Source organism: Paraburkholderia sp. EG286B (assembly GCF_040965655.1).
Classification (GTDB): Bacteria; Pseudomonadota; Gammaproteobacteria; order Burkholderiales; family Burkholderiaceae; genus Paraburkholderia.
In genome coordinates this window covers 271,632-297,996 of record NZ_JBFRCF010000001.1, presented here as the reverse complement: position 1 = coordinate 297,996, position 26,365 = coordinate 271,632, and the positions used below count along the sequence as shown (strand labels likewise).

Below are 26,365 nucleotides of genomic sequence, written 5' to 3'. Positions count from 1 at the left end.
TGCTGCGTGGCGGGCCGCTCGTGCGGCGGCCATGCTGCGTGAATATCCCAACGATTCTGTACGGCATTCCGGGCCGGTTTGGCGCGCGGAACTCCCGTCATTCAACGCGTGTCCGAAGGCCAGAATCCAGGCACGCGCTTCAAGGAGGAGCAACCGTCCATGACCAGGCACCTTCCCGTGGCAGGCAGTGAACATCCCGCGCCCGCTGGCGCGCAGTGCGTCGGCGCTTGCGACCCGGCGGAGCGTTTCAGGATCGTGCTGATCCTGCGGCGTCAGGCGTCGGCAGAATTTCACGAGCTGGTGGACCGGCTCGCCGCGAACGATCCCGCCGCGCAGCCGGTTTCGCGCGAGGAATACGAGCGGCGCTTTGGCGCCAGCGCTGCCGACATCGAACGTGTCGAGCAGTTCGCGAGCGCGCATGGGCTCACCGTGGATCTGGCCGACGGCTCGGCGCGCCGCGTCGTGCTCTCGGGCACGGTGCAGCAGTACAACGCCGCCTTCGGCATCGACCTGCAGCGTTTCGAGCATCAGGTCGGCAAAACCACCCATCACTTTCACCAGCCGAGCGGCCCCCTGCACTTGCCGGAAGACATGCACGAGGTCGTCACCGCCGTGGTGGGGCTCGACAATCGCGCGAAGGCGCAGCCGCACTTTCGCATCGTGCCGACGAGTCTGACCAACGCGCCGGCAGACGTGCCAGGCACACCCGGTGCACCGATCCGTCCGCCTATCCGCGCCGCGCGCGCGGTAACCAGATCGTTCACGCCTTTGCAACTAGCGGAGCTTTACAGCTTTCCCGCGGGCGACGGCAGCGGCCAGTGCATTGCCGTCATCGAAATGGGCGGCGGCTATGACACGGCAGACCTCAGCGCGTATTTCAACGAGTTGGGGGTGAGCGCGCCGCGCGTGGAGGACGTGTCCGTCGATCAGGCGACGAACGCGCCGACCGGCGACCCCAACGGCCCCGACGCCGAAGTCACGCTCGACGTGGAGATCGCCGGTTCGCTGGCGCCAGGGGCGCTCATCGCCGTCTATTTCGCGCCGAACAGCGAGGCAGGTTTCGTCGATGCGGTGAGCGCCGCGCTGCACGACAGCCAGCGTAAGCCTTCAGTCATCTCGATCAGCTGGGGCGCGCCGGAGTCGGCGTGGTCGCAGCAAACGCTCGGCGCGCTGAACGACGCGCTGCAAACGGCTGTCGCGCTCGGCGTGACCGTGTGCGCGGCTTCGGGCGACAGCGGCTCGTCGGACGGCGTGAGCGACGGCGCCGATCATGTCGACTTTCCCGCGTCGAGCCCTTACGCGCTCGGCTGCGGCGGCACGCACATCGCGGCGTCGAACGGACGCATCTCGCAGGAAACCGTGTGGAGCGAAGGCGATAACGGCGCGACCGGCGGCGGCGTGAGCGCGACGTTCGCGCTGCCGGACTGGCAAAAAGGCCTGCGCGTCGTGCGCGGCAGCGGCGGGGCGGGCGCGCTGGTGCGGCGCGGCGTGCCCGACGTCTCCGCCGACGCCGATCCCGCCACGGGCTACGAGGTGCGCGTGGCGGGCGCGGATACGGTGGTGGGCGGCACGAGCGCCGTCGCGCCGCTGTGGGCGGCGCTGATCGCGCGCATCAACGCGGCGCGCGGCACGCCCGTGGGCTTCGCGAACGCGAAGCTCTACGCGCAGCCCGGCGCCTTCAACGACGTGACGAGCGGCAGCAATGGCGACTTCTCGGCGGCGCCGGGCTGGGACGCCTGCACGGGCCTCGGCACGCCGGTGGGCAGCAAGGTGGCAACCGCGCTCGGCTCGGCGTAGGATGAGCGCGGCACGCCGCCGCGACGCGAGTTGAACACGAGAGCCAGGCGGCGGGCGCGATGCGGGTTGCATGAGAGGTTGCATTCGAAGTTGCATTCACTGTCTCAAACGCACACACACAGAAAGTGGAGACGACATGAACGACGAAGCGCAGTCCACCAAGGGCAACGGCGGTGCTCAAGGGGCCAGCCCCGCGAGCGGCAACGGCAAGCATCGCTCCCAGGCCGACCAGCCGTGCTTCGATCCCACCGCTTACGGCAACGGTCCCGACGACTTCGTCACCGACATGACCGAGAACGCCGCGGTCACGCATCACGCCATCCAGATCGGCAAGGAAGTCATTACCTATACGGCAACGGCCGGTCACCTCGTGACGGTCGATCCGAGCAGCTCGCAGCCCAACGCCAGGATCTTCTACGTGGCGTTCACGAAGGACGGCGTGCAGGCGCAGGACCGTCCCGTCACATTCTTCTACAACGGCGGCCCGGGCTCGTCTTCCGTATTCGTGCTGCTCGGCTCGTTCGCGCCCAAGCGCATCAAGACCTCGATGCCGGGCTTCACGCCGCCCGCGCCCTATACGCTCGAAGACAATCCGGACAGCCTGCTCGACAAGAGCGACCTCATCTTCATCAATCCGGTGGGCACGGGCTATTCGGCCGCGATCGCGCCGCATCACAACCGCGACTTCTGGGGCGTGGATCAGGACGCGGATTCGCTCAAGCAGTTCATCAAGCGCTACCTCACGGCGAACGATCGCTGGAATTCGCCAAAGTTTCTCTACGGCGAATCCTATGGCACGGCGCGTAGCTGCGTGCTGGCCTACCGGCTGCACGAGGACGGCGTGGATCTGAACGGCATCACGCTGCAGTCGTCGATTCTCGATTACACGCAAAGCGGCAATCCGGTGGGCGCGCTGCCCACGGCGGCCGCCGACGCGTGGTACCACAAGCGCCTCGGCATGACGCCCGCGCCGAAGGACTTGCAGGCGTTCGCCGCGCAGGTCGCGCAATTCGCGCGCACCGATTATTTGCAGGCGCTGTCGAAGTTTCCCGATCCGAACGACAAGGGCATTCCTGCCACGCTCAAGACCTTGTCGCAATACACGGGCATCGACACGGAAACGCTGGAGTCGTGGAATCTCGACATCGCCTCGTACGACAGCCGCGGCAATTCGCTTTTTCTCACTTCGCTCCTGAAGGACAAGGGCGTGGCGCTCGGCTCGTACGACGGCCGCGTGACCGCCATCGACACGGGCATTGCCGGCAATATCGACCCCAACTCGGGCGGCAACGATCCCACCATGACGGCGGTGAGCGGCGTCTATACGGCGATGTGGAACAGCTACCTGAATGAGCAGCTCAAGTTCCGCACGAACTCGTCGTTCACGGACCTGAACGACCAGGCGTTCAAGAACTGGAACTTCGGTCATATCGATCCGACGGGCGCGCAAAAGGGCGTGGACGCGCAGGGCAATATCGTGCTTTACACGGCCGGCGATCTCGCGGCAGTGATGGCGCTGAATCCGGATTTGCGCGTGCTTTCCGCGAACGGCTACTACGACTTCGTCACGCCGTTCTACCAGACCGTGATCGACCTGCAGAAGATGCCGCTGCTCGACCAGAAGGTGCGCGACAACCTGAGCGCGCGCTTTTATCCTTCGGGTCACATGGTGTATCTCGACGCCGGCTCACGCACGGCGCTCAAGGCCGATCTCGCGAAGCTCTATCAGGTGGCCGTGACGGACCGCCCCGCGGTGGCGCGCATTCGCGCGCTCCAGCGGATGAGCACGATGAGCACCATGCATCACTGATTCTTTCGCAGGCACCGGCGCAGGCGTTTGCACGCGGTTATGGCGTGCGCCCCTGCGCCATGGCTTCGAGACACACGCGCGCGTCGCCCTGCACGAGACGCGCCGCGCACGCGATCATCAGGTTCTTCGCCAGGCCGAAATCTTCCACCAGATAGCCGCGGTCGCACACGCGCCCCTGCGCGTCGGGCACGGAAGGCACGCGTTCGATGAGCGTGCCCTGGTCGGATGAGTAGGCCCAGATTTCCTTGCCGAGCGCGGCCGCATAGCCGATCTCGAAGGCGGTGCCCGAGTCGGGCTCGCCGGGGCCGCGAAAGTCATTGACGTTTGCCATCACGATATCGGCGGCGCGGATCGATTCGACGTTCGCGCGATAGATCCACGCGGCCTGGCGCGGGCCGTCGAGGTCTGCGGGCGCCTGCGCATCGAGCGGATAGACGCCCTCGAAGCCGAATTCCGCACAGGCGGCGACGAGGCGTGCGCCGTGCTCGAGCGCATCGCGCCGGAAGACGTCGAAGCCGGCGAGATACACGCGCGGGCGGCGGGGCAACGGGGTCGAATTCATGGCGCGCGGTCCTGCGGTGCAAGGGGTTCGTCGAGACCCCGGTTCGACGATTCTAGCGCCTGGTCCCGCGCGTACGAGATTTCGTGCGTCTTCCTGTTGCTTACAGACGATTGACAACATTTGTTGCCTCTCGCTACGATCATGCACTTTGCATCGTGCCGTGCGCCGTTGTGCGGCATCTGGATTTGCACCATGCTGGGCGTGATTACGCTCTTCTATCTGCCCAACGGCATTCGCGCGGCGAATTGGCTCTCGGACGACGAGAAGGCCGTGCTCGAACGCAATATCGCGCAGGACCAGGCGGGCAAGGGCCACGCATCGATCGGCTCGGTGTTCGCCAATGGCCGCGTGTGGCTCATGGCCGTGATTTACTTCTGCTGCATGATGGGTCTGTACGGCATCAGCTTCTATCTGCCCACGCTCATCAAGGCGAGCGGCGTGAAGAATGCGCTCGACGTGGGCTTGCTCACCGCCATTCCGTACGCGTGCGCCGTGTTCAGCATGCTGTTCGTCGCGAAGAGCGCCGACCGCACGGGCGAGCGCCGCTGGCACTTCGCGATCGCTTCGCTGGTATCGGCAATCGGCCTGTATCTGAGCACCGTGTTCGGCAACAACGTGCCGCTCGCCATGCTCGCGCTTTCGGTGGGCGCGGCCGGCATGCTTGCCACGATGCCCGTGTTCTGGACCTGGCCGAGCGCGATTCTCGCGGGCGGCTCGGCGGCCGCGGCCATCGGCATGATCAACTCGATCGGCAATCTCGCGGGCTTCGTGAGCCCGTCGATCATCGGCTGGATGAAGGACGTGACGCAAAGCACGAACGCGGGCATGTACTGCGTTTCGGCGGCCATGGTGCTGGGCGCGGTACTGGCGCTGCTGCAGCCGAGGAAGCGCGTCAACGGCTGATCGCATTCACCGTGACGATTGCGCAGCATGAGCGATGAAAGCAGCGGCCATGCACGCCTGCTTTTTTCCATGATCGGCTTAACATCGCGGGAAACGCGTGGTATTTCCCACATGTTGCGCGATGATCGATTGTGGCGACAAATGGATGCTTCGACCGCGCGAAATAACAGCGGCAGACGAAGCGTGACGACGAGGACCGACCCATGAACCGACTGAAGCGGCTGTCACTGGCTTGCTGGGCCATCGTGCCGTGTCTCTCTCTGCTGCAGCCCGCGGCCGCCCAGGTCGCGCAGCCTACGCTCGAGAAGATCCGCTCGGCGAACATCATCGCCATTGGTTATCGCGAGACTTCGGTGCCGTTCTCTTATGTGATCGGCGACAACCAGGTGATCGGCTTTTCGCAGGACATCTGCGACAAGGTCATCGACGCAGTCAAGCTCAGGACGAAGCGCCCGAACCTGCAGGTGCATTTCATTCCCGTCACTTCGCAAAACCGCATTCCACTCGTGCAGAACGGCACCGTGGACCTGGAGTGCGGCGTCACGACGAACCTGAAGGCGCGCCAGGCCCAGGTGAGCTTCTCCAATACGTTCTTCGTCGCGACCACGCGCCTGCTCACGCGCAAGGACTCGGGCATTCACGACTTCGCCGATCTCGCGGGCAAGACCGTACTCACCAACCAGGGCACGACGTCCGAGCGTATCTTGCGGCGCATGAACATCGACAAGCAGATGAACATGCGCATCATCAGCGCGCGCGATTATGGCGAGGGGCGCGCCACGCTCGAGTCGGGCCGCGCCGTGGCCTACATGATGGACGACGTGCTGCTCGCCGGCACGCGCTCGCTCACAGCGAAGCCTTCCGAATGGGTGATCGTGGGCACGCCGCAATCGTCGGAAGCCTACGCTTTCATGATGCGCAACGGCGACCCCGAGTTTCGGCAGCTCGTGAACGACACGATGGCGACGCTCATGAAGAGCGGCGAAATCAATGCGATGTACGCGAAGTGGTTCGAGAAGCCGGTGCCGCCCAAGGGCGTGAACTTCGCGTTTCCGATGAGCGAACAACTGCGCGCGCTCTATGCCGCGCCGAACGATCGCGCCTTCGACTGATTGCCGTGTGCAAGTGCGAACCATGAGATGATCTCGTTCCTGACGCGGCGGACGGCGCGGGCGGCTCATGGGCGCGAGGGTTCACGCGTGCGTACGAGTCGTGGCCGCCGATGCGCGCAATGAATCAATCAACGGGTAGAAAGCGGAAAAAGCGGGAGCGGACATGCAAGAAGACGGCGGCACGGTGGTGATCGTTGGGGCAGGGCACGCGGGCGGCAACGCCGCTGCGCTGCTGCGGCAATACGGGTTTGGCGGCCGCGTCGTGCTGGTCGGCGAAGAACCGGTGCCGCCTTATCACCGGCCGCCGCTCAGCAAGGCCTATTTGAAGGGCGAGGCCGACGTCGAGCGCCTGTGGCTCAAACCGCGCGCGTTCTACGACGAGCAGCGCATCGAGCTGAAGCTCGGCGCGAGCGCGCAGTCGCTCGACCGCGCGAGCCGCACGCTCACGCTCGCCGACGGCAGCCCGCTGCAATACGACAAGCTGATTTTCGCCACTGGCTCGACGCCGCGCGCGTTGACGGTGCCGGGCCACGATCTCGCCGGCGTGATCGCGCTGCGCTCGCTCGCCGACGCCGACGTGCTGCGCGAGCGCGTGAAGCCGGGCGAAAAGCTCGTGGTGATCGGCGCCGGTTATATCGGCCTCGAAGCGGCCGCGGCGGCGCGCCAGCTCGGCCACGAGGTCACCGTGCTCGAAGCCGCGCCGCGCGTGCTGGGCCGCGTGACGGGCGAGGCCGTTTCCGCGTTCTACGCGAACGAGCATCGCGCGCAAGGCGTGGAACTGCGCCTGAACGCGAAGATCGAGGCGCTCGTGGGCGAGGACGGCAAGCTCACCGGCGTGAAGCTCGCGGACGGCGAGATCGTCCCCGCCACGCTCGCGCTGGTCGGCATCGGCATCCTGCCGAACGAGGCGCTCGCGAAGGCGGCGGGCATCACGTGCGCCAACGGCATTCAGGTGGACGACGACGCGCGCACGAGCGACCCGGACGTCTTTGCGATCGGCGATTGTGCGCACCGGCCGCTTGCACATTATGGCCGCGCCGGGCGCCTGGAAAGCGTGCACAACGCGGTGGAGCAGGCGAAGCTCGCGGCCTCTGCCATCGTCGGCAAGCCGCGCCCCGCGTGCGACGCGCCGTGGTTCTGGTCCGATCAGTACGACCTCAAGCTGCAGACGGTGGGCCTGCTCGAAGGCCATGACGAGGCCATCGTGCGCGGCGACCCGGCAGCGCGGCGCTTCGCGGTGTACTACCTGAAGGACCGCGTGCTGCTCGCGGTCGACGCCGTCAATTCGATGCCCGATTTCCTGTGCGGCAAGAAACTCGTGGGCAAGGGCGTGAAGCTCGACCTCGATGCGCTGCGCGATCCGGCCACGGACATGGGCAAATTCGCCGCTGCGGCGCTTGCCTGAGCGGCGAGTCGAACGATGAAGCCAGGGGGCGGCGACGTCCCCGCTGTTTTCACCGACCGGAAGACGCTGCGCGCCGGATCGACCCTCCGCGCAGCCCTCTCGCCCCATACCTCCCCGCGTCAATCCCGCTCCCGGCGCCCGAGCGCGGCCTCCACTCCCGTGCTTTGACCCGCATTGTCACGAGTCTCGGCTAGAATGCGAACGCGGCGCCGCCCATGAGGCGGCTCAATTCGATCAACAAGCCGCGTCAACCGGTGTTCGCGCTCGTCCGAACGCCGCCACTCGAGGAGAGTGACGCAATGGAACAACGCTCCCGTTTTGGGGCGAGCCTGCTGCCGTACCTGCTCGTCGGCCCGCAGCTTGCGGTGACCGTGATCTTTTTCCTGTGGCCGGCCGGGGTGGCGCTGCTGCAGTCCACCCAGGCCCAGGACGCCTTCGGCACGTCGTCGGTCTTCGTCGGCGTCGCCAACTTCACGCGGCTCCTGCGCGATCCGCTCTATCTGGCCTCGGTCCAGACGACGCTCGTGTTTACGGCGCTCGTCACGTTCGGCGGCCTCGCCATTTCGCTGCTGCTGGCGGCCATGGCGCACCATGTGACGCGCGGCAAGCGCTTTTATCAAACGTTTCTGATCTGGCCGTATGCGGTCGCGCCCGTCATTGCCGCCGTGTTGTGGGGCTTTCTGTTCAACCCGAGCATCGGCCTCGTGACCTTCGCGCTCGCACGCTTCGGCGTGACGTGGAATCACGCGCTCAACCCGGGGCAGGCCATGACGCTCGTTGTGATCGCATCGGTCTGGCAGCAGATCAGCTACAACTTCCTGTTCTTCTACGCGGGCCTGCAGTCGATTCCGCAATCGCTGTTCGAGGCGGCCGCCATCGACGGCGCGGGCCCCGTGCGGCGCTTCTTCGGCATTGCGTTCCCGCTGCTTTCGCCCACGAGCTTCTTTCTGCTCGTGGTGAACGTGGTCTACGCGCTCTTCGACACCTTCCCCGTGATCGACGCGGCAACCGGCGGCGGGCCCGGCCAGGCCACGCGCACACTCGTCTACAAAATCTTCGACGAAGGTTTCCGGGGCCTCGACATCGGCAGCTCGGGCGCGCAGTCGGTCGTGCTGATGGTGATCGTGACGGCGCTCACGATCTTCCAGTTCCGCTTCATCGAACGACGGGTGCAGTACTGATGGTCGAGAATCGTAAGTACTTCAACCTGTTCTGCCACCTCATGCTGCTGCTCGGTGTGGCGGTGGTGGCCTTCCCCGTGTACGTGGCGTTTTGCGCTGCCACGATGAACGAGAAGGAAGTCTTCTCGGTGCCACTCTCGCTCGTGCCGGGCACCCATCTGTTCGCGAACATGGCCACCGTGTGGAATGTGGGCACGGGCAGTGCGGCGAGCCCGTTCGGCGTGATGCTCATGAACAGCGTCATCACGGCGCTCGTGATTTCGGTGGGCAAGATCGCCATATCGATCATTTCGGCCTATGCGATCGTGTTCTTCCGCTTTCCGTTCCGGCGCCTCGCGTTCTGGCTGATCTTCGTGACGCTCATGCTGCCCGTGGAAGTGCGCATTTTCCCCACGGTGCAAGTCGCGGCCACGCTGCATCTCACGAACACGTACGCGGGCCTCACGCTGCCGTTGATCGCCTCGGCCACGGCCACGTTTCTGTTCCGCCAGTTCTTCCTCACGCTGCCCAACGAGTTGATCGAGGCCGCGCGTATCGACGGCGCGGGGCCGCTGCGTTTCTTCTGGGACGTGGTGCTGCCGCTTTCCAGAACGAACATCGCGTCGCTGTTCGTCATTACGTTCATTTACGGCTGGAACCAGTATCTGTGGCCGATTCTCATGTCGAGCACGGCTTCGATGACGACCGCCGTGGTGGGCATCAAGAGCATGATTTCGAGTGGCGACGCGGCGACGCAATGGCATCTCGTGATGTGCGCGACGATGATCGCCATGCTGCCGCCGCTCGTGGTGGTGCTGGCCATGCAGCGCTGGTTCGTGCGCGGCCTCGTGGACGTGGAGAAATAAGCATGAAGGCAATTCGGGGGACGGCATGGCGGCATTGAGCATACGGGGCGTCACGAAGTCGTACGACGGCGCGCAACAGGTGTTGCACGGCATCGACGTGCAGGTGGCGGACGGCGAGTTCATGGTGCTCGTCGGGCCTTCGGGCTGCGGCAAGTCCACGCTGCTGCGCATGGTCGCGGGGCTGGAGACCATCACGTCGGGCGAGATCGCCATCGGCGAGAAAGTGGTCAATCGCGTGGAGCCCAAGGATCGCGACATCGCCATGGTGTTCCAGAACTACGCGCTCTATCCGCACATGACGGTCGCGCGCAACATGGGCTACAGCCTCAAGCTCCAGGGGCTCGACCGCACGACGATCGATGCGCGCGTGGCGGCGGCCGCCGAAATCCTCGAACTGGGCAAGCTGCTCGAGCGCAAGCCGCGCGAGCTTTCGGGCGGCCAGCGTCAGCGCGTCGCGATGGGCCGCGCGATCGTGCGCGAGCCGTCGGTGTTCCTGTTCGACGAGCCGCTCTCGAACCTCGACGCGAAGCTGCGCGTGCAGATGCGCCTTGAAATCCAGCGTCTGCATGCGCGCCTGCGTACGACGAGCCTGTACGTCACGCACGACCAGATCGAGGCGATGACGCTCGCGCAGCGCGTGATGGTGCTCAACGGCGGGCGCGCGGAGCAGATCGGCACGCCCAGCGAAGTGTACGACCGGCCCGCTTCGATGTTCGTGGCGAGCTTCATCGGCTCGCCGGCCATGAACCTGCTGCGCGGGCGCGTGAGCGACGACGGGCGGCGCTTCGAAATCGCGGGCAACGGGCCGCATCTGCCGCTCGGCGATGCGCCGGCCTGGCTGCCGAAGGGCGCCGAATGTGTGCTGGGCGTGCGGCCCGAGCATATGCACGCGCGCGGCGCCAACGAGCCGGTCACGCTCGAAGTCGAGACCTGTGAATTGCTCGGCGCGGACAATCTCGTGCACGGCCGCTGGGGCAGCGCCGATGTGGTGGTGCGTCTGCCGCACGAAACGCGGCCCACGCCCGGCGAGCGGCTGGCGGTGCACCTGCCGCCGGCGCGCCTGCATTTCTTCGATCCGGCTACCGGCAAGCGTTTGGGCTAGGTCGCGCCTGCCGGAGTCCACACCGCAGCCTGCGCATGAAAGCGGCGCTCGCCGCGGTCCCGATTGTCGTAAACTGTTGCATCGCGCGGGCGCAATGCCGTCTGCGCCATTCATATCGGCAAATACCGGCGCGCACCAGCGCGTACCGGTATGTACCGGCACCAAACACGAACAGGCGACATGGCCGCAATTCCTTTTCTCCGCTTCCTCGCCCCATCTGCCCAACCCGCGCGTAACCTGTGTCAGGCGTGCCGGAGCCTCGCTTGAGCGCGCGCGAGCTGCCCACCGGGCTGATGCTCGTTCACGGCAATCAGCCTGAGCGCATGCGCGACCTGATCGTGAGCTGGATCGGCCAGAACCCGATCGCGCCGCTCGAAAAGGAAATGTTCCTCGTGCAGAGCAACGGCATCGCGCAGTGGCTCAAGCTCGCGTTTGCCGCCGATCCCGAGGAGGGCGGCTGCGGGATCGCGGCGGCGTTCGAAATGTCGCTGCCGTCGCGTTTCCTGTGGCAGGTGTATCGCGCCGTGCTCGGCAACGACGCGGTGCCCGCGGTCTCGCCGTTCGACAAGTCGCGCCTCGTCTGGCGTCTCATGCGCATGCTGCCGGCGCTGCTCGACGAGCCGGGCTATCAGCCGCTCAAGCGCTTCATGGCCAACGACGAGGACCAGCGCAAGTGCTTCCAGCTCGCGCAGCGCGTGGCGGATCTGCTCGACCAGTACCAGGTCTATCGCGCGGACTGGCTCGCAGCGTGGGCCGCGAACGAGGACGTGCTGATCGACGCGCGCAACGTGCGCACACCGTTGCCCGAGGAGGCGCGCTGGCAGGCGGCGCTCTGGCGCGCGCTGCTCGCGGATGTGGGCGCGCAGGCGCAAGACGGCATCGGCCTGCGTGACACCGGGCGCGCCGCCGTGCACGAAGCGTTCATGGCGCGCGCGCAGTCATGGCAGGAGGGCGACGCCCGGCCGAAAGGCTTGCCGCGCCGGCTCGTGGTGTTCGGCATTTCGAGCCTCGCGCGCCAGTCGGTGGAAGTCCTCGCGGCGCTCTCGCGCTGGAGCCAGGTACTGATGTGCGTGCATAACCCCTGCATGCACTACTGGGCCGACATCGTCGCCGACCAGGACCTGCTGCGCGCACGCCACGCGCGCCAGCGCCGCCGCGCGGGCGCACCGAACCAGCTCGACGAGGCGCAGCTGCATCTGCATTCGCAGCCGCTGCTCGCGGCCTGGGGCAAGCAGGGGCGCGACTTCATCGGCCTGCTCGACGAATACGATAGCGACGAAGCGCGCGAGACGTACACGCCGCATTTCACGCGCATCGGCCAGCGCATCGATCTGTTCGACGGCGAGGACGCGCTCACGCTGCTCTCGCAATTGCAGGACGACATTCGCGATCTGCGGCCGCTCGGCGAGACGCGCGAGCACTGGGAACCGGTCGATGCGCAGGAAGACGAATCGATTCGCTTTCACATCGCGCATAGTGCGCAGCGCGAAGTGGAGATCCTGCACGACCGCCTGCTCGCCGCATTTGCGGCGGACCCCACGCTGCGTCCGCGCGACGTGATCGTGATGGTGCCCGACATCGAGGTCTACGCGCCGCATATCCAGGCCGTGTTCGGCCTGCTCGACGGCAACGATCCGCGCAGCATTCCGTTCAGCGTGGCCGACCGCGCGCAGCGCGCGTTCGATCCGCTCATCGGCGCGCTGGAAATGCTGCTTGCGCTGCCGTACTCGCGCGTGACGGTGAGCGACGTGCTCGATCTGCTCGAAGTGCCGGCCGTGCGCGCGCGCTTCGGCATCGACGCCGAAGACGTGCCGACGCTGCGCAACTGGATCGACGGCGCAAATATCCGCTGGGGCCTGCACGCGGGCCAGCGCGCGAGCCTCGGGCTCCCCCAGGCCGACGAACTCAGCGCGCCCAACAGCTGGGCGTTCGGTCTGCGCCGCATGCTGCTGGGCTACGCCGCGGGCGAGCGTGCGGGCGCATGGCGCGGCATCGAGCCGTACAGCGAAATCGGCGGGCTCGACGCAGCGTTGCTGGGCCCGCTCACGCGCCTCGTGGATGCACTCGACCACGCATGGCGTACGCTGCGCGAACCGGCCACGGTGGAAGCGTGGTGCGAGCGTCTGCGCGCGTTGAAGGCGGCCTTCTTCGCGGCGCAGGACGAAGACGCCTACACGCTCGATCGCCTCGACGGCGCGCTCGAAACATGGCGCGAGGCCTGCGATGAAGCGGCGCTCACGCAGACCCTGCCGCTCGCCATCGTCGCGGAAAACTGGCTCGCGGCGCTCGAAGGCGGCGGCCTCTCGCAGCGCTTCTTCGCGGGCGCGGTGACTTTCGCCACGCTCATGCCGATGCGGGCGATTCCGTTCCGGCGCGTGTGCCTGCTCGGCATGAACGACGGCGACTATCCGCGCAGCCGCACGCCGCTCGACTTCGACCTCATGCGCCGCGACTATCGTCCCGGCGACCGCTCGCGCCGCGAAGACGACCGCTATCTGTTTCTCGAAGCGCTGCTCTCGGCGCGCGACCATCTGCATGTGTCGTGGATCGGGCGCAGCGTGACCGACAACACGCCGCGCCCGCCTTCGGTGCTGGTCGGACAGTTGCGCGACCATCTGAAGGCCGGCTGGCGGCTCGAAGGCGATGAAGACAACGATGGCGAAGCGCTGCTCGACGCGTTGACCATCGAGCATCGCCTGCAGCCGTTCAGCCCGGACTATTTTCCGCCGCGCCCCGAAGAGGCGACGCTCTACACGTATGCGCACGAGTGGGGCAAGCCTGCCCAGGTGCGGCCTGCGGCTGAAGCGAACGCCGAAGTCCTCGCGCCGACTGAACGCGACGAGCCGCTGTCGATTCGCGAACTCGGCGAATTCCTGCGCGAGCCGGTTCGCAGCTTCTTCCGGCAGCGTCTGCGCGTGGCCTTCGAAAGCGAAGATGCGGCGAGCGAAAATCACGAGCCCTTCGAGGTGGACGCGTTGCAGGCGTGGCAGCTCCAGGGCGAGCTGATCCACGCGCAGGTCCTGGCGATGGAGCGCGGCGAAGACGATCTCGAACCGGCCGCGCTCGCGCGCCTCGAACGCATGCATCGCAGCGGCGACCTTGCGACCGGCGGCTTTGGCGAGGTGATCGGCGAAGAACTGCTCGCGCCCATGCCCGAGCTTTTCGCCGAATATCGCAAGGCGCTCGCGCGCTGGCCCGAACCGCTCGAGCATCAATACGAAATTCGTCTCGATGCGACGCTGGAAGGCCGCATCGTCTCGCTCGACGACTGGCTCGACGATTTGCGCGCGGGCCCGGACGGCGCGCTCGGCCGTGTGATTCTGGAGCCGGGCACGCTCGTGAAGGACAGCCGCTACCGCAGCGACCGTCTCGTACCTTATTGGGTCGCGCACGTGGCCGCGCAGATCGCGGCCGGTCCGGTGACCACGGTGATCGTGAGCAAGGTGGGCGTGGTGGAGTTCGCGCCGCTCGACGCGCAGGTTGCGCGCGACTATCTGCTCGCGCTGCTGGCCGCATGGGACGACGGCGCGCGCCGGCCCTTGCCGCTCGCGGTGAAGACCGCGTTTGCATGGCTGCGCAAGTTGCCCGATCCATTCGACGGCACACGCGCGATGGTGCCAGCCGAAGCGTGGGAAGCCGCACACGTGGCCTACGAGGGCAATGCCCGCACGCCGGGCGAGCGCGAGACGAACGCGTATTTGCGCCGCGCTTTCCCCGATTTCGATGCGCTCGTTGCCCACGACGATTTCATCACGCTTGCCACGACGCTGCTGCTGCCGGTGAGCCGCGCGCCGCTCGCGTCGTCGCGTGCGAAGCGGGGCTCGAGCGAGGCAGGAGAGACAGCATGAATCCGCTCGGGAACATGGACGCACAAGTTCTGGAGCCGCTGCGCTTCCCGCTTTACGGCAGCCGCCTGATCGAAGCGAGCGCGGGCACCGGCAAGACCTTTACGATCGCGATGCTGTACGTGCGCCTCGTGCTGGGGCACGGCGCGCTCAACGCAGCAAGCGACGAAGCGGATTTCGATGACGAGGCACGCACGGCAGGCCGCGCGCTCACGCCGCCCGAAATTCTCGTCGTGACCTTCACCGACGCGGCCACGAAGGAACTGCGCGAGCGCATTCGCGCGCGCCTCATCGAAGCCGCCGAATGCTTCCGCGTCGAGCCCGAAGACGTGCCCGGGCGCGAGCCGGGAGAAGACCTGTTGCACGATCTGCGGGAGGACTACGCGCCGGAGCAGTGGCCCGCGTGCGCGCGCCGCCTGCAACTGGCGGCCGAATGGATGGACGAGGCCGCGGTCTCGACGATCCACGGCTGGTGCAATCGCATGCTGAGCGAGCACGCGTTCGACAGCGACAGCCTCTTCTCGCAGACGCTCGAAACCGACCAGACGGAATTGCGCGCCGAAGTCGTGCGCGACTACTGGCGCACCTTCATGGCGCCCCTCGACGCGGCTAGCGCCGCCGAAGTGAGGGAATGGTTCGCGAGTCCCGACGAATTGCACGACGCGATACGCGGGCTGCTCGCGCACGCCGATCTCCTGCCCGATGCATGCGACCCCGACGCGGCGCTCGCAGACGCCCGCCAGCGCGCACGCGACGAACTCGAAACGCTGAAGGCGCCGTGGCGCGTCTGGATCGACGAGGTCGAGGCCTTGCTCAACGCGGCGCGCGCCGCGAAACAGTTCGACGCCAGAAAGCTCAATTCGAAGCACAGCGAAACATGGATCGGCAAGCTGCGCGACTGGGCCAACGATCCCGAATCCGCGCATCCGGGCTTCGACGACAAGGCCGCCGCGTGGACGCGCCTCACGCCCGCCGGTCTGGCCGAGATCTGGGTGAAGGGCGAGCCGCCCGTGCATGCGGCCTTCGTGGCAATGGAAAGCTTGCGCGAGTCGCTGGCTGCGCCGCCCGAGGCGAAACAGGACCTGCTGTGTCACGCGGCGCGCTGGGTGGCGAAGCGCTTCGAGGAAGAAGAGGCGCGCCGTTCGCAAATGGGCTTCGACGATCTGCTCACGCGGCTGCGCGCGGCGCTGCTGCGCGAGAACGGCCCGCGTCTCGCGGAAATCATCCGCAAGCAGTATCCGGTCGCGCTGATCGACGAGTTTCAGGACACCGACCCGGTTCAGTACCAGATCTTCGATGCGGTCTATCGCATCGCCGAACACGACACCGAAACGGCCATCGTCCTGATCGGCGATCCGAAGCAGGCGATCTACGCGTTTCGCGGCGCGGACATCTACACCTACCTGCGCGCGCGTCGTGCCTGCGAAGGGCGGCTCTATACGCTCAAGAAGAATTTCCGCTCGACGCGCGCAATGGTCGAGGCGGTGAACCGCTGCTTCGAAGCGGCGGAATCGCGGCCCGAGGGTAGCGGTGCGTTTTTGTTTCGCAGCCCTGATGGACGCGAAAACGCGTTGCCGTTCGTGGCTGCCGATGCGCATGGACGGCCCGAGAAGCTGGTTGCCGCCGGTGCGGCGCTGCCCGCGCTCAACGTCTGGTGGATGCCGCCTCCCGCGGATGGCAAGCCGCTCAGCAAGGGCGCGTATCTCGCGGGCATGGCCGGCAGCTGCGCGACCGAGATGGTGCGCCTGCTCAATCTCGGCCAGGAGCAGGCAGCGGGTTTCTCGGGCGAACGCGGCATGCGGCCGTTGCAGCCCGCCGACATGGCGGTGCTCGTCAACAACCGCAGCGAGGCGCAGGCGATACGCGAAGCGCTGGCCGCGCGCGGCGTGCGCAGCGTCTATCTCTCGGATCGCGACTCGGTGTATCAGACGCCGCAGGCCGAAGAACTGCGCTTCTGGCTCGCAGCCTGTGCCGAGCCCGACGACGGCCGCCTCGTGCGCACGGCGCTCGCCACGCCCACGCTCGGGCTCGCATGGGCCGAACTCGACCGGCTCGGGCACGACGAGATCGCGTGGGAGTCGCGTGTGCTGCAGTTTCGCGAGTACCGCGAATGCTGGCGCCGGAAGGGCGTGCTGCCGATGTTGCGCCGCTTGTTCAACGACTTTCACGTGCCGCAGCGCCTGCTTGGCGAGGCGGCTGGCGCAGGGCTCAATGGCGAGCGCGCGCTCACCAACCTGCTGCATCTCGCCGAACTGCTGCAACAGGCGAGCACGCAGCTCGACGGCGAGCACGCGCTGATCCGCTATCTCGACGAGCAGCGCGAAGACGAAAGCGCGGGCGGCGGGGGCGACGCGCGCCAGTTGCGTCTGGAAAGCGATGCAGGACTCGTGCAGGTGGTCACGATCCACAAGTCGAAGGGCCTCGAATATCCGCTCGTGTTTTTGCCGTTCGCGTGCGCGCACCGCGCCGTCAAGCCCGACGACGTGCCGTTCAAGTGGCACGACGACGAAGGCGAATTGCGCGTCACACTCGAGGCCGACGCGCGCGTGCTGCGTCAGGCCGATCGCGAGCGCCTCGGCGAAGATCTGCGCAAGCTCTACGTCGCACTGACGCGCGCGCGTTATGCGACGTGGGTCGGCTATGGACCGGTGCAGGGCGTCGAGGCGAGCGCGTTCGGGTATCTGCTGGGCGGCGGCGCGGCCATTCCTGCTCAGGAAACCGAAGCATGGCTCGACACGTTGCGCGGCCCGTGCACGGACATCGCCGTCGCGCCTGCGCCCCACGCGCGCCGCGATGTGCTCGCGCTGCGCGACACCGGCGCCGTGCGCGGCGAGGCGCGCACGCTCGCGCATCGCGAGCGCGAACGCTGGTGGATCGCGAGCTATTCGAGCCTGAAGACGCTCGAAACGTCGATCGGTTCGGGCGTGCCCGTCGAAGCGGACGATGCGCGCAGCGCGCCCGACACGCGCAGCGAGGACGTGTTCCTCGAACTGCTCGAGGCGAGCGTGCCGCCTGAAGACGACGAAGCCTTCGCCAGCGCCGGCCAGACGCTCGTCGCACCCGCGCTTGCGCCGATGCACGGGTTCGAGCGCGGCGCGGACGCGGGCACCTTCCTGCACGAACTGATGGAATGGGCCGCCAACGAAGGCTTCGCCGAAATCGCGCAGGACGAAGCGCGCGTGCGCGACATGGTCGCGCGCCGCTGCAGCGTGCGCGGCTGGTCGCACTGGATCGAGACGCTCACGGCGTGGATGCTCGAACTCGTGCGCACGCCGCTGCGTCTGCCGGACATCGAAGGCGAGCGCGTGGCGCCCGTGGCGTTCGCGCAGTTCGAACCCGGTGCGTATATGGCCGAGCTGGAGTTCTGGGTCACGGCGCATGCCGTCGATACGCTCGCAATCGACGCGCTCGTCACCGAATTCACGCTGGACGGCGAAGCGCGCCCCGCGCTCGACGCCGCCACGCTCAACGGCATGCTCAAGGGCTTCATGGATCTCGTGTTCGAACACGAAGGCCGCTACTACGTGGCCGACTACAAGTCGAACTGGCTCGGTCCGGACGATGCGTCGTACACGAGCGCGAAAATGCGCGCGCAGATCCTGCATTCGCGTTACGAACTGCAATACGTGCTCTATCTGTTCGCGCTGCACCGTCTGCTCAAGTCGCGCCTGCCCGATTACGACTATGACCGCCACGTGGGCGGCGCCGTGTATCTGTTCCTGCGCGGCGGCCGCGCGCCGGGGCAGGGGCTGCACTGCGAGCGGCCGCCGCGCGAGCTGATCGAACGACTCGACGCGCTGTTTGCGCGTCGCAATGCGCTGGAGGACGTGGCATGACGAGGCGCCGCACGAAAGGGCAGGACGGCCTCACCGGCGATCTGTTCGAGCATCTGGACATGCCGGAAGCCGCGCCGGAACCGCGGCCAGTCGCCGCACGCGAAACGGCCGGGCAAATGCTCGGCGTGCTCGACAATTGGGTCGAGCGCGGCTGGCTCCGTACGCTCGATGCCGCATTCGCACGCTTCTTGTGGACGGAAGCGCCGCACAGTCCGCCGTTGCTGCTGCTGGCGGCCGCGCTGGCGAGCCATCAGCTTGGGCGCGGTCATGTGTGTCTCGACCTGAAGGCCACGCTGGAGGATCCGGCATTCGCGCTGTCCCTGCCGCCCGACGGGCCGCAAATGCTGGCCGCGGTGCCGGCGCAGCCGCCTGCCGAAGTGCTCGCGGGCGTGACACTCGCGCAGTGGCGCGCAGCGCTCGCGGTGCCCGATCTCGTGAGCGAGGAGACAGCGGTTGCCGACGTGGCGCAAGGCAATGCGCCGCTCGTGCTGGCGGGCACACGGCTCTATTTGCGGCGCTACTGGCAATACGAGCAGGACGTGCGGGAGGGCATCGAGCGCCGCCTCACACGCGCTTCGCAGCTCGAAGCCGCGTTGCCGCTCGATATCGCGCGCGCGGCGCTCGACGCGCTGTTTGCGCCACGCGCCGGTCAAGTTGCGCGCGCCGCCGACTGGCAGAAGCTCGCCTGCGCGCTCGCCGCGCGCAGCGCGTTCAGCATCGTCACGGGCGGCCCGGGCACGGGCAAGACGACGACGGTCGTGAGATTGTTGGCACTCCTGCAGACACTCGCGCTCGGCCGTGCGGAGCAGGGAGCGCGTGCCGCGCGGCCGTTGCGGATCCGGCTTGCCGCGCCCACCGGCAAGGCCGCGGCGCGCTTGAACGAATCGATCGCGGGCGCGGTGGAGCGGCTGCCGTTCGACGCGCTGCAGGCGCACGTCGACGCCGTGGCGCTGCGCAACGCGATTCCGACCGTCGTGACCACGCTGCACCGCGTGCTCGGCACGCGGCCCGGCAGCCGGCGCTTCAGGCACGACGCCGCGAATCCGCTGTCCGTGGACGTGCTGGTGATCGACGAGGCCTCGATGGTCGACCTCGAAATGATGGCCGCCGTGCTCGACGCGCTGCCGCCCTCCGCGCGGCTCATCCTGCTCGGCGACAAGGACCAGCTCGCTTCGGTCGAGGCCGGCGCGGTGCTGGGGGAATTGTGCGACCGCGCGCGCGAAGGGCACTACACGCAGGCGTCGCGGGCGTGGCTCGAAGCGGCCACGGGCGCGCGCGTCGACGCGACCATGCTCGACGCGCACGGCCTGCCGCTCGACCAGGCCATCGCGATGCTGCGCGAGAGCCATCGTTTCGCATCGGAGAGCGGCATCGGCGCGCTGGCCGAGCTCGTCAACCTGGGCGATGCGGTGGGAGTCGCGAAGATCTGGTCGCGCGGTTATGAGGATCTCGCGCGCCTCGTGTGTCCCGCCGATGATGACGGCCCGTTGCGCTCGCTGATCGTCGATGGCCGCGTGGGCGAACACGGCGCCGCGCACGCGCAGCGCCAGGGCTACCGCCACTACCTCGAAACGATGCGCACGACCCGGCCCGAGCCCGGCGCGACGCCCGAGGCGCTTGCCGGCTGGGCCGCTGGCGTGCTCAAGGCGCATGGCGCGTTTCAGCTGCTGTGCGCGCTGCGGCGCGGACCGTGGGGCGTCGAAGGCCTGAACCGCCGCGTGGCGCGCCTGCTGCACGAAGAAGGGCTCATCGATCCGCACGGCGACTGGTATGCGGGCCGGCCCGTACTCGTCATGCACAACGACTACGAGCTCGGGCTCATGAACGGCGATATCGGCATCGCGCTGGAACTGCCCGTTGCGGCGGGGGAGCCGCCCGTGTTGCGTGTGGCGTTCCCGGCCGGCGATGGGTCGGGCGGCGTGAAGTGGGTGTCGCCGAGCCGATTGCAGGGCGTGGAGACGGTGTTCGCGCTCACCGTCCACAAATCGCAGGGCTCGGAGTTCACTCACGCCGCGCTCGTGCTGCCCGATACGTACAGCCCCATTCTCACGCGCGAACTCGTCTACACCGGCATCACGCGTGCGCGTTCGTTTCTCACGCTCGCGGTGCCCGAGGGGCGCTCCGTGCTCGATCGCGCAGTGCTCGCCAAAGTGCAGCGCGCAAGCGGTCTCATGGCGGGACTCGCGCGCGACGCTCAGGCTGCGAGAACCTGAGTGAACCCGCGTGAGCGGCGGGCAAAAAAGCCGAGGGCCGCTTTTGGCGGCCCTCGGCGCGTGCTGCATGCGGCTCGCGGCTTAGACGATCGTGAGCGTCACGTCGATGTTGCCGCGCGTGGCGTTCGAGTACGGGCACACGATATGGGCCTTGTCGACGAGCGCCTGGGCAGCCGCGCGATCCATGCCGGGCAGCGAAATCTTCAGTTCGACTTCAATGCCGAAGCCATTCGGAATCTGGCCGATACCGACATTGCCGGTGATCGAGACATCGGCAGGCAGGGCAATCTTGTCGCGCGCCGACACGAACTTCATCGCGCCGATGAAGCATGCGCTGTAGCCCGCGGCGAACAGCTGCTCGGGGTTCGTGCCGTCGCCGCCCGCGCCGCCGAGTTCGCGCGGCGTGGTGAGCTTGAGGTCCAGGTTGCTGGCGGGAATGACGGCACGGCCGTCGCGGCCGCCGGTGACGTTGGCTTCGGCGCGGTAGAGGACTTTTTCGATCGACATGACAGGCTCCTTTGAGCAAAGACGGTTCGTTGAAGGTACGGCGGAGTACGGCATTCAATTTAGTGGTGCAAGGCGACAGCCATGTGCACCAGGGTCCAGCAGAAGAGCAGCGCTTGCGAATTTCCGGTCGTCAATTTCTGCATTCTATCTATTACCAGATAGATTTCCGGCCGTCGAAACACGTTCATGATGCTCCTCTTTCTAGCTATCTATCAGAAGATAGAATTCGCGACCCAATAAAAGGGCGATGAGCCGCCCCGTATGACAGGCCAGAGTACGTTACTGAGCCACGCGCCACATGGCTTCGACATCTTCGAGGCGCGACTTCGTGTGGAACAGCCGGCTCGCCAGGACGCTGCCCTGCAAGGCCGCGAACAGCGTACGGGCCGAGCTTTCCGGCTTGCCCCGCACGACCAGCGTGCCTTCTTTCGCGCCTTGAGCCAGCACCTCGGCCAGCCAGCTTTCGTTGGCGCGGAAGAACGTCTGCACGGCGTGACGCACGGTTTCCGGCAGCGACTCGATGTCGGCGGCGAGCATGCCGCACAGACAGATCTGGTTGCCGTCGCCCAGCGTCTTGCCGAACAGCCGCGTGTACGTAGCGAGCTTTTCGCGCGCCGGCAGCGCCGCGTCGATCGACTGCAATCCCGCCATGACTTCGCCGCTGTACTGGCTCACCGCTTCGAGCACCAGGTCGTCTTTCGACGGGAAGTAATAGTGGATGCTCGACGTTTTCACCCCCACCAGTTCTGACAGGTCGCGGTAGCTGAACCCGTTGTAGCCGCGCAGCATCATGAGGGTGATGGCGTGGTCGAGAACCTGCTCCCGCACTGTCAGCTTCGTGTTCATGGGCTCCAATTTATCTACTGGAAGATAGATTGTCAAGCGCCTCACGAAATAAATTCCGGAGCGCGGGGCGCGACCTGCTGGCCGCGTCCGGCGGGGCGACGTCAGATCCCGCGATGCCCGGCGCTGAAAATCAGGCGCAGGCCCAGCGCCCCGATCGCGCCGGCCGCAATGCGGTCGATCCAGCTCTTGGCGCGCAGATAGAGATCGCGCGGACGTTGGCTCGAAAAGCACAGCGCGACGACCGTGTACCAGCCGGTTTCGATCGCGAAGACGAGCGGCGGCAGCGCGAAGTAGCACCACAGCGGCGGGTTATGCGGCAGCAGCGCCACGAAGATGCCGCCGTAGGCAATGGCCGTTTTCGGGTTGCTCAACTGGGTGGTGAGGCCGCTCCAGTACGACTTGCCGGGGCGCTCGTCCGGTGTGGCCGTCCTGCTCACGGTGACGGGCGAGCCCGCGCCGCGCCAGATGCGCGAAGCGATGTAGAGCAGATAGGCGCCGCCAGCGATCTTGAGCGCGGCGTACAGCCAGGCCACGGTGGCGAGCAGGGTGTAGAGCCCGGCGAGCGCGATGCCCGCGAAGCAGATCGCACCCGTGCCCATGCCTAGCGCGGTGGCGACGCCGTCGCGGCGCGAGAGACCGATCGAGTTGCGCGCGACGAGCACGAAGCTCGGGCCGGGACTCATGGCCCCGAGTAGAACAGCGAGGAGAATGCTGGCAACGGCTGCGAGGGGTGACATGCTGGCGGCTCCATGCGGGAGGGAATCCCGCACCCTAACATGGGCGCGGAGGCGCCACGTGGATTCCCCACTGGCGCCGCGTGATCGTGCCCGCCGCCTGAATAGTGCTTAGTTATCTTGAGCGATTGGGCTTGTCGCGCTCGCGATTCCAGTGGCGCAACAGCACGCGCGTCTGTTCCGCGATGCTCACCTTCAGAAAATCGGCCTTTGCCCTGTCGATGTCGTCCCAGCCGAGCATCGTGAGCGTGGAGCGGCGCGCGATGAAGAACAGCAGAAACTGCCCATACAGGCTGAACATGCGCACCACGGTGAGCGGATCGTCGGCCGGCATGCCGGTAATGCGTTCGAGCAGTTCCACGTTGATGGTGTTCAGCGGCGAGCGCACGCGCTCACGCAGGATTTCCGAGCCGATCTCCGGTTCGCCGCCGCCCTGTTCGCGCGCGAAGAAGAGACGCTGGTCCGGCCCGTGCTGCTTGACGAAGGAACGGTCGGCCACGGCCGACTGGATGTCGAGGAAGGCGTCGATCAGCGCTTCGGTGTCCGCATTGCGCTCGAGCGCTTCGCGCGCGCGCTGCACGGCCGGCTCGAACGACTGCCACGATTCGTCGGCGATCGACTCCGCGCAGGCGCGGTAGAGGCCTTCCTTGTTCTCGAAGTAATACTGCAGCGCCGGTGCATTCACGCCCGCGCGCGCGGCGATGTCGCGCGTGGAGGCGCCGTCAAAGCCGTGCTGCCCGAACAGACTGATGGCCGCCTCGATGATCTTGCGACGTGTCTCGTCGCCACGCGCATAGCCTCCTTCGGGCGAACGTCGCAGTTTCTTACCTTCGCTCATGCATTTCCTTTCGTATCCCTGCGAAATATAACACTTGACACAATTTTTCCAGGTGGAATAATTTTGCCGACTGGAATAAATTGAGAATCAACAACATGTCTACGACTGCAGGCGCGCCCGGACGCGACGTGCCGGACGCCGCCGCTGCACCTGCGCGCAGCGGCGCGAAACGAACCCTTCTGATCCTGCTGGGACTGGCGGCGCTCGTCGCCGCGGCGGTGTGGCTGGGCCACTGGTGGGTCGTCGGGCGCTTCATCGAATCCACTGACGACGCCTATCTGCAGGCCGACAGCGTGACGATCGCGCCGAAGGTGAGCGGCTATGTGACGGACGTCTACGTCGCCGATAACCAGGCCGTGAAGGCGGGCGATCCGCTCGTGAAGCTCGACGCGCGCCAGTATCAGGTGGCGCTCGACCAGGCGCAGGCCACCGTCGACGCGCGCACGGCGGACATCGAGCATGCACAGGCGCAGATCGAGCAGCAGCGCGCGAACGTCGCTCAGGCACAGGCGCAGCAGGAAGTCGCCCAGGTCAGCCTGCGCCACGCGAACGACGAAGTGGCGCGCTACGCGCCGCTCGCGGCCACGGGTGCGGAAACGACTGAACGGCTCGCCGAACTCAAGAGCGAACGCGACAAGGCGCAGGCCACGCTCGCCGCCGACGCAGCCGCCGTCACGTCCGCACGCTCGCAGATTTCGGCGCTGAACGCGCAGCTCTCGCAGGCGCGCGCGCAGCTCGAGGCGGCGCGTGCGAACGCTGCGCAGTCGCAGCTCGACCTCGACAACACTGTGGTGAAGAGCGCGCTGGCGGGCCGCGTGGGCGACCGTAGCGTGCGCGTGGGCCAGTACGTGCAGCCGGGCACGCGCATGCTGACCGTCGTGCCGGTGCAGCGCACCTACCTCACGGCGAACTTCAAGGAAACGCAGATCGGCCGGATGCGCGCGGGCCAGCCCGTGGAGCTGCACGTCGACGCGCTGCCTGGCCACACGCTGCACGGCGTGGTGGACAGCTTCTCGCCGGGTACGGGCGCGCAGTTCGCGCTCTTGCCGCCCGAGAACGCCACCGGCAACTTCACGAAGATCGTCCAGCGTGTGCCGGTGCGCATCCGCCTCGAAACCGGGCCGGAAACGCGCAGCGTGCTGCTGCCGGGCATGTCGGTGACCGTCGATGTCGACACGCGCTCCGCGCGCGAGGACGACCGCCGTATCGACCAAGAGAACCACCGTGGCTAATACGGCTCGCGCAGCGGTGCCGCATCCGCATGGCGAGCGCGCGAGCGCGGCGGACTGGATCGCCGTCGCGGCGGGTGCGCTGGGCGCGTTGATGGCCACGCTCGACATTTCCATCACGAACTCGGCGCTGCCGCAGATCCAGGGGCAGATTGGCGCGACCGGCACCGAGGGCACGTGGATCTCCACCGGCTACCTGATGTCCGAGATCGTGATGATTCCGCTCGCCGCGTGGCTCACGCGGGTGTTCGGGCTGCGAAATTTCCTGCTCGCGAACTCGGCGCTCTTCATTACCTTTTCGATGATGTGCGGCTGGTCGACCACGCTCGGCATGATGATCGCCGGGCGCATCGGCCAGGGCTTCACGGGCGGCGCGATGATCCCGACCGGGCAGACCATCATCCGCACGCGCCTGCCGCTCTCGCAGCTGCCCGTGGGCATGACGGTGTTCGGCCTGATCGTGCTGCTCGGCCCGCTGCTCGGGCCCGTGGTGGGCGGCTGGCTCGCGGAGAACATCAGCTGGAGCTGGTGCTTCTTCATCAATTTGCCGGTGTGTCTCGCGCTCATCACGCTGCTTATCGTCGGCCTCGAACCCGACCGGCCGCACTGGGAAGCCTTTCTCAAGGCGGACTGGCTCGGCATTACCGGGCTGGCGGTGGGCCTGAGTTCGCTGACCGTCGTGCTCGAAGAGGGCCAGCGCGAACGCTGGTTCGAGTCGAACTTCATCGTCACGCTCACGTGGATCTCGCTCGCGGGCATGGTGCTCATCGCGCTTTCGCAGTTCACCGCGAAAAAGCCGATTCTGCGTCTGTCGCTCATGCGCAATCCGCGCTACGCGAGCGTCATCATCATCGTGTTCGCGGTGGGCGCCGGGCTTTACGGCATTTCGTACCTGCTGCCGCAGTTTCTGAGCCTCGTTGCCGGCTATAACGCGCAGCAGTCCGGCGCGATCATGCTGCTTTCGGGGCTACCCGCGTTCCTCGTGATGCCGATTCTGCCGCGCCTGCTGGGCAAGGTGGACTTTCGCATCCTGGTGGTGTCCGGGCTGCTGCTCTTCACGCTGAGCTGCATGCTCGACATTTCGCTCACGGCGCAGAGCGTCGGTCACGATTTCGTCTGGTCGCAGCTCGTGCGCGGCGTGGCGCAAATGCTCGCGATGATGCCGCTGAACCAGGCCTCGATGGCGGCGGTGTCGCGCGAAGATTCCGGCGACGCGGCCGGGCTCTACAACATGGCGCGCAATCTGGGCGGCTCGGTGGGGCTTGCGATCATCGGCACGCTCATCGACCGGCGCGAGGCGTTCCATACGGCCGTGCTGCGCGAATCGCTCAGCGCCAACTCGGTCATCGGCCAGGAGCGTGTGGCCGGGAGCGCGGCCAGCTGGTTCACGCAGACGGGCGACATGGCGCACTCGCAACTGCAGGCGCTCGGCCAGATCGCGGCGCAAATCGCGCAGCAATCGATGGTCATCACGTACTCCGAAACATTCTGGGTGCTCGGCATCGCCCTGGCGGCGTGCGTGCCGCTCGCGCTCCTGCTCAAGAAGCCGCAGCCTGGCGCACAAGCGCCGTCTGGCGGCCACTGAAGATTATCACTGACT

The 26,365-nt window shown here is 66.8% G+C and carries 18 protein-coding genes; 13 read left to right on the top strand and 5 right to left on the bottom strand.

Annotated elements, in window-relative coordinates:
* Positions 1 to 159: 159 nt before the first annotated feature.
* Positions 160 to 1,797 carry a protease pro-enzyme activation domain-containing protein gene (locus tag AB4Y42_RS01335; protein WP_368693156.1) on the top strand — a complete coding sequence of 546 codons (1,638 nt, stop codon included), beginning with the start codon at positions 160 to 162 and terminating at the stop codon, positions 1,795 to 1,797.
* Positions 1,798 to 1,933: 136 nt separating this feature from the next.
* On the top strand, positions 1,934 to 3,607 hold the full coding sequence (locus AB4Y42_RS01330) for a S10 family peptidase (protein WP_368693155.1): 1,674 nt from the start codon (positions 1,934 to 1,936) through the stop codon (positions 3,605 to 3,607).
* Positions 3,608 to 3,644: 37 nt separating this feature from the next.
* Here the strand turns inward: AB4Y42_RS01330 and AB4Y42_RS01325 are convergent, their stop codons facing one another.
* Positions 3,645 to 4,169 (bottom strand): nucleoside 2-deoxyribosyltransferase, encoded by a 525-nt coding sequence (locus tag AB4Y42_RS01325; protein ID WP_368693154.1) that lies wholly within the window; start codon positions 4,167 to 4,169, stop codon positions 3,645 to 3,647.
* A gap of 141 nt (positions 4,170 to 4,310) precedes the next feature.
* Between AB4Y42_RS01325 and AB4Y42_RS01320 the strand changes: the two genes are divergently transcribed.
* The 9 genes from AB4Y42_RS01320 to recD all read left to right on the top strand — a co-directional run bounded on the left by AB4Y42_RS01320 (position 4,311) and on the right by recD (position 20,611).
* Complete coding sequence (locus tag AB4Y42_RS01320) at positions 4,311 to 5,072, top strand: MFS transporter (RefSeq protein WP_368693153.1); 762 nt, start codon at positions 4,311 to 4,313, stop codon at positions 5,070 to 5,072.
* A 203-nt stretch (positions 5,073 to 5,275) separates the two neighbouring features.
* Positions 5,276 to 6,184: a glutamate/aspartate ABC transporter substrate-binding protein gene (locus AB4Y42_RS01315; protein ID WP_368693152.1), complete on the top strand. Its 909-nt coding sequence runs from the start codon at positions 5,276 to 5,278 to the stop codon at positions 6,182 to 6,184.
* A 163-nt stretch (positions 6,185 to 6,347) separates the two neighbouring features.
* A complete protein-coding gene (locus AB4Y42_RS01310; protein WP_368693151.1) occupies positions 6,348 to 7,589 on the top strand; it encodes an NAD(P)/FAD-dependent oxidoreductase in 1,242 nt (413 codons plus the stop codon).
* 299 nt (positions 7,590 to 7,888) lie between these two features.
* Positions 7,889 to 8,770, top strand: a complete 882-nt coding sequence (ugpA, locus tag AB4Y42_RS01305; RefSeq protein WP_368693150.1) for a sn-glycerol-3-phosphate ABC transporter permease UgpA — start codon at positions 7,889 to 7,891, stop codon at positions 8,768 to 8,770.
* Positions 8,770 to 9,615 (top strand): sn-glycerol-3-phosphate ABC transporter permease UgpE, encoded by an 846-nt coding sequence (gene ugpE / locus AB4Y42_RS01300; protein ID WP_368688261.1) that lies wholly within the window; start codon positions 8,770 to 8,772, stop codon positions 9,613 to 9,615. Before ugpA ends, ugpE begins: the two co-directional genes overlap by 1 nt.
* Before the next feature lie 25 nt (positions 9,616 to 9,640).
* Entirely contained in the window at positions 9,641 to 10,717 is a 1,077-nt protein-coding gene (locus tag AB4Y42_RS01295; RefSeq protein WP_368693149.1) for a sn-glycerol-3-phosphate import ATP-binding protein UgpC, read from the top strand.
* A 263-nt stretch (positions 10,718 to 10,980) separates the two neighbouring features.
* On the top strand, positions 10,981 to 14,565 hold the full coding sequence (gene recC, locus AB4Y42_RS01290) for an exodeoxyribonuclease V subunit gamma (protein ID WP_368688263.1): 3,585 nt from the start codon (positions 10,981 to 10,983) through the stop codon (positions 14,563 to 14,565).
* A complete protein-coding gene (gene recB / locus AB4Y42_RS01285; RefSeq protein WP_368693148.1) occupies positions 14,562 to 18,398 on the top strand; it encodes an exodeoxyribonuclease V subunit beta in 3,837 nt (1,278 codons plus the stop codon). The genes recC and recB overlap by 4 nt, the downstream gene beginning before the upstream one ends.
* The gene (recD, locus tag AB4Y42_RS01280; RefSeq protein ID WP_368693147.1) at positions 18,395 to 20,611 is read left to right on the top strand and encodes an exodeoxyribonuclease V subunit alpha; all 2,217 of its coding nucleotides are present in this window, start codon (positions 18,395 to 18,397) and stop codon (positions 20,609 to 20,611) included. The genes recB and recD overlap by 4 nt, the downstream gene beginning before the upstream one ends.
* Before the next feature lie 81 nt (positions 20,612 to 20,692).
* Here recD and AB4Y42_RS01275 read toward each other — a convergent pair whose 3' ends face one another.
* The 4 genes from AB4Y42_RS01275 to AB4Y42_RS01260 form a co-directional block, all read right to left on the bottom strand.
* Positions 20,693 to 21,118 (bottom strand): organic hydroperoxide resistance protein, encoded by a 426-nt coding sequence (locus AB4Y42_RS01275; RefSeq protein ID WP_069266029.1) that lies wholly within the window; start codon positions 21,116 to 21,118, stop codon positions 20,693 to 20,695.
* Between the two features lie 279 nt (positions 21,119 to 21,397).
* Complete coding sequence (locus tag AB4Y42_RS01270) at positions 21,398 to 21,964, bottom strand: TetR/AcrR family transcriptional regulator (protein ID WP_368688266.1); 567 nt, start codon at positions 21,962 to 21,964, stop codon at positions 21,398 to 21,400.
* Positions 21,965 to 22,065: 101 nt separating this feature from the next.
* Positions 22,066 to 22,701, bottom strand: coding sequence for a LysE family translocator (locus tag AB4Y42_RS01265; protein WP_254356757.1), 636 nt, complete (start codon positions 22,699 to 22,701; stop codon positions 22,066 to 22,068).
* Positions 22,702 to 22,813: 112 nt separating this feature from the next.
* A complete protein-coding gene (locus AB4Y42_RS01260) occupies positions 22,814 to 23,536 on the bottom strand; it encodes a CerR family C-terminal domain-containing protein (RefSeq protein ID WP_368693146.1) in 723 nt (240 codons plus the stop codon).
* A gap of 95 nt (positions 23,537 to 23,631) precedes the next feature.
* Here AB4Y42_RS01260 and AB4Y42_RS01255 point away from each other — a divergent pair, with 95 nt between their 5' ends.
* Together AB4Y42_RS01255 and AB4Y42_RS01250 are read left to right on the top strand one after the other, a co-directional pair.
* Positions 23,632 to 24,768 carry an HlyD family secretion protein gene (locus AB4Y42_RS01255; RefSeq protein ID WP_368693145.1) on the top strand — a complete coding sequence of 379 codons (1,137 nt, stop codon included), beginning with the start codon at positions 23,632 to 23,634 and terminating at the stop codon, positions 24,766 to 24,768.
* Complete coding sequence (locus tag AB4Y42_RS01250) at positions 24,761 to 26,350, top strand: MDR family MFS transporter (RefSeq protein WP_368693144.1); 1,590 nt, start codon at positions 24,761 to 24,763, stop codon at positions 26,348 to 26,350. The genes AB4Y42_RS01255 and AB4Y42_RS01250 overlap by 8 nt, the downstream gene beginning before the upstream one ends.
* The last annotated feature ends 15 nt before the right edge of the window (positions 26,351 to 26,365 follow it).

What these genes read in the sequence shown, in the direction of transcription:
- AB4Y42_RS01335 (WP_368693156.1), top strand. Translation starts at nt 160, where the DNA reads ATGACCAGGCACCTTCCCGTGGCAGGCAGTGAACATCCCGCGCCCGCT.
- AB4Y42_RS01330 (WP_368693155.1), top strand. Translation starts at nt 1,934, where the DNA reads ATGAACGACGAAGCGCAGTCCACCAAGGGCAACGGCGGTGCTCAAGGG.
- AB4Y42_RS01325 (WP_368693154.1), bottom strand. Translation starts at nt 4,169, where the DNA reads ATGAATTCGACCCCGTTGCCCCGCCGCCCGCGCGTGTATCTCGCCGGC.
- AB4Y42_RS01320 (WP_368693153.1), top strand. Translation starts at nt 4,311, where the DNA reads ATGCACTTTGCATCGTGCCGTGCGCCGTTGTGCGGCATCTGGATTTGC.
- AB4Y42_RS01315 (WP_368693152.1), top strand. Translation starts at nt 5,276, where the DNA reads ATGAACCGACTGAAGCGGCTGTCACTGGCTTGCTGGGCCATCGTGCCG.
- AB4Y42_RS01310 (WP_368693151.1), top strand. Translation starts at nt 6,348, where the DNA reads ATGCAAGAAGACGGCGGCACGGTGGTGATCGTTGGGGCAGGGCACGCG.
- ugpA (WP_368693150.1), top strand. Translation starts at nt 7,889, where the DNA reads ATGGAACAACGCTCCCGTTTTGGGGCGAGCCTGCTGCCGTACCTGCTC.
- ugpE (WP_368688261.1), top strand. Translation starts at nt 8,770, where the DNA reads ATGGTCGAGAATCGTAAGTACTTCAACCTGTTCTGCCACCTCATGCTG.
- AB4Y42_RS01295 (WP_368693149.1), top strand. Translation starts at nt 9,641, where the DNA reads ATGGCGGCATTGAGCATACGGGGCGTCACGAAGTCGTACGACGGCGCG.
- recB (WP_368693148.1), top strand. Translation starts at nt 14,562, where the DNA reads ATGAATCCGCTCGGGAACATGGACGCACAAGTTCTGGAGCCGCTGCGC.
- recD (WP_368693147.1), top strand. Translation starts at nt 18,395, where the DNA reads ATGACGAGGCGCCGCACGAAAGGGCAGGACGGCCTCACCGGCGATCTG.
- AB4Y42_RS01275 (WP_069266029.1), bottom strand. Translation starts at nt 21,118, where the DNA reads ATGTCGATCGAAAAAGTCCTCTACCGCGCCGAAGCCAACGTCACCGGC.
- AB4Y42_RS01270 (WP_368688266.1), bottom strand. Translation starts at nt 21,964, where the DNA reads ATGAACACGAAGCTGACAGTGCGGGAGCAGGTTCTCGACCACGCCATC.
- AB4Y42_RS01265 (WP_254356757.1), bottom strand. Translation starts at nt 22,701, where the DNA reads ATGTCACCCCTCGCAGCCGTTGCCAGCATTCTCCTCGCTGTTCTACTC.
- AB4Y42_RS01260 (WP_368693146.1), bottom strand. Translation starts at nt 23,536, where the DNA reads ATGAGCGAAGGTAAGAAACTGCGACGTTCGCCCGAAGGAGGCTATGCG.
- AB4Y42_RS01255 (WP_368693145.1), top strand. Translation starts at nt 23,632, where the DNA reads ATGTCTACGACTGCAGGCGCGCCCGGACGCGACGTGCCGGACGCCGCC.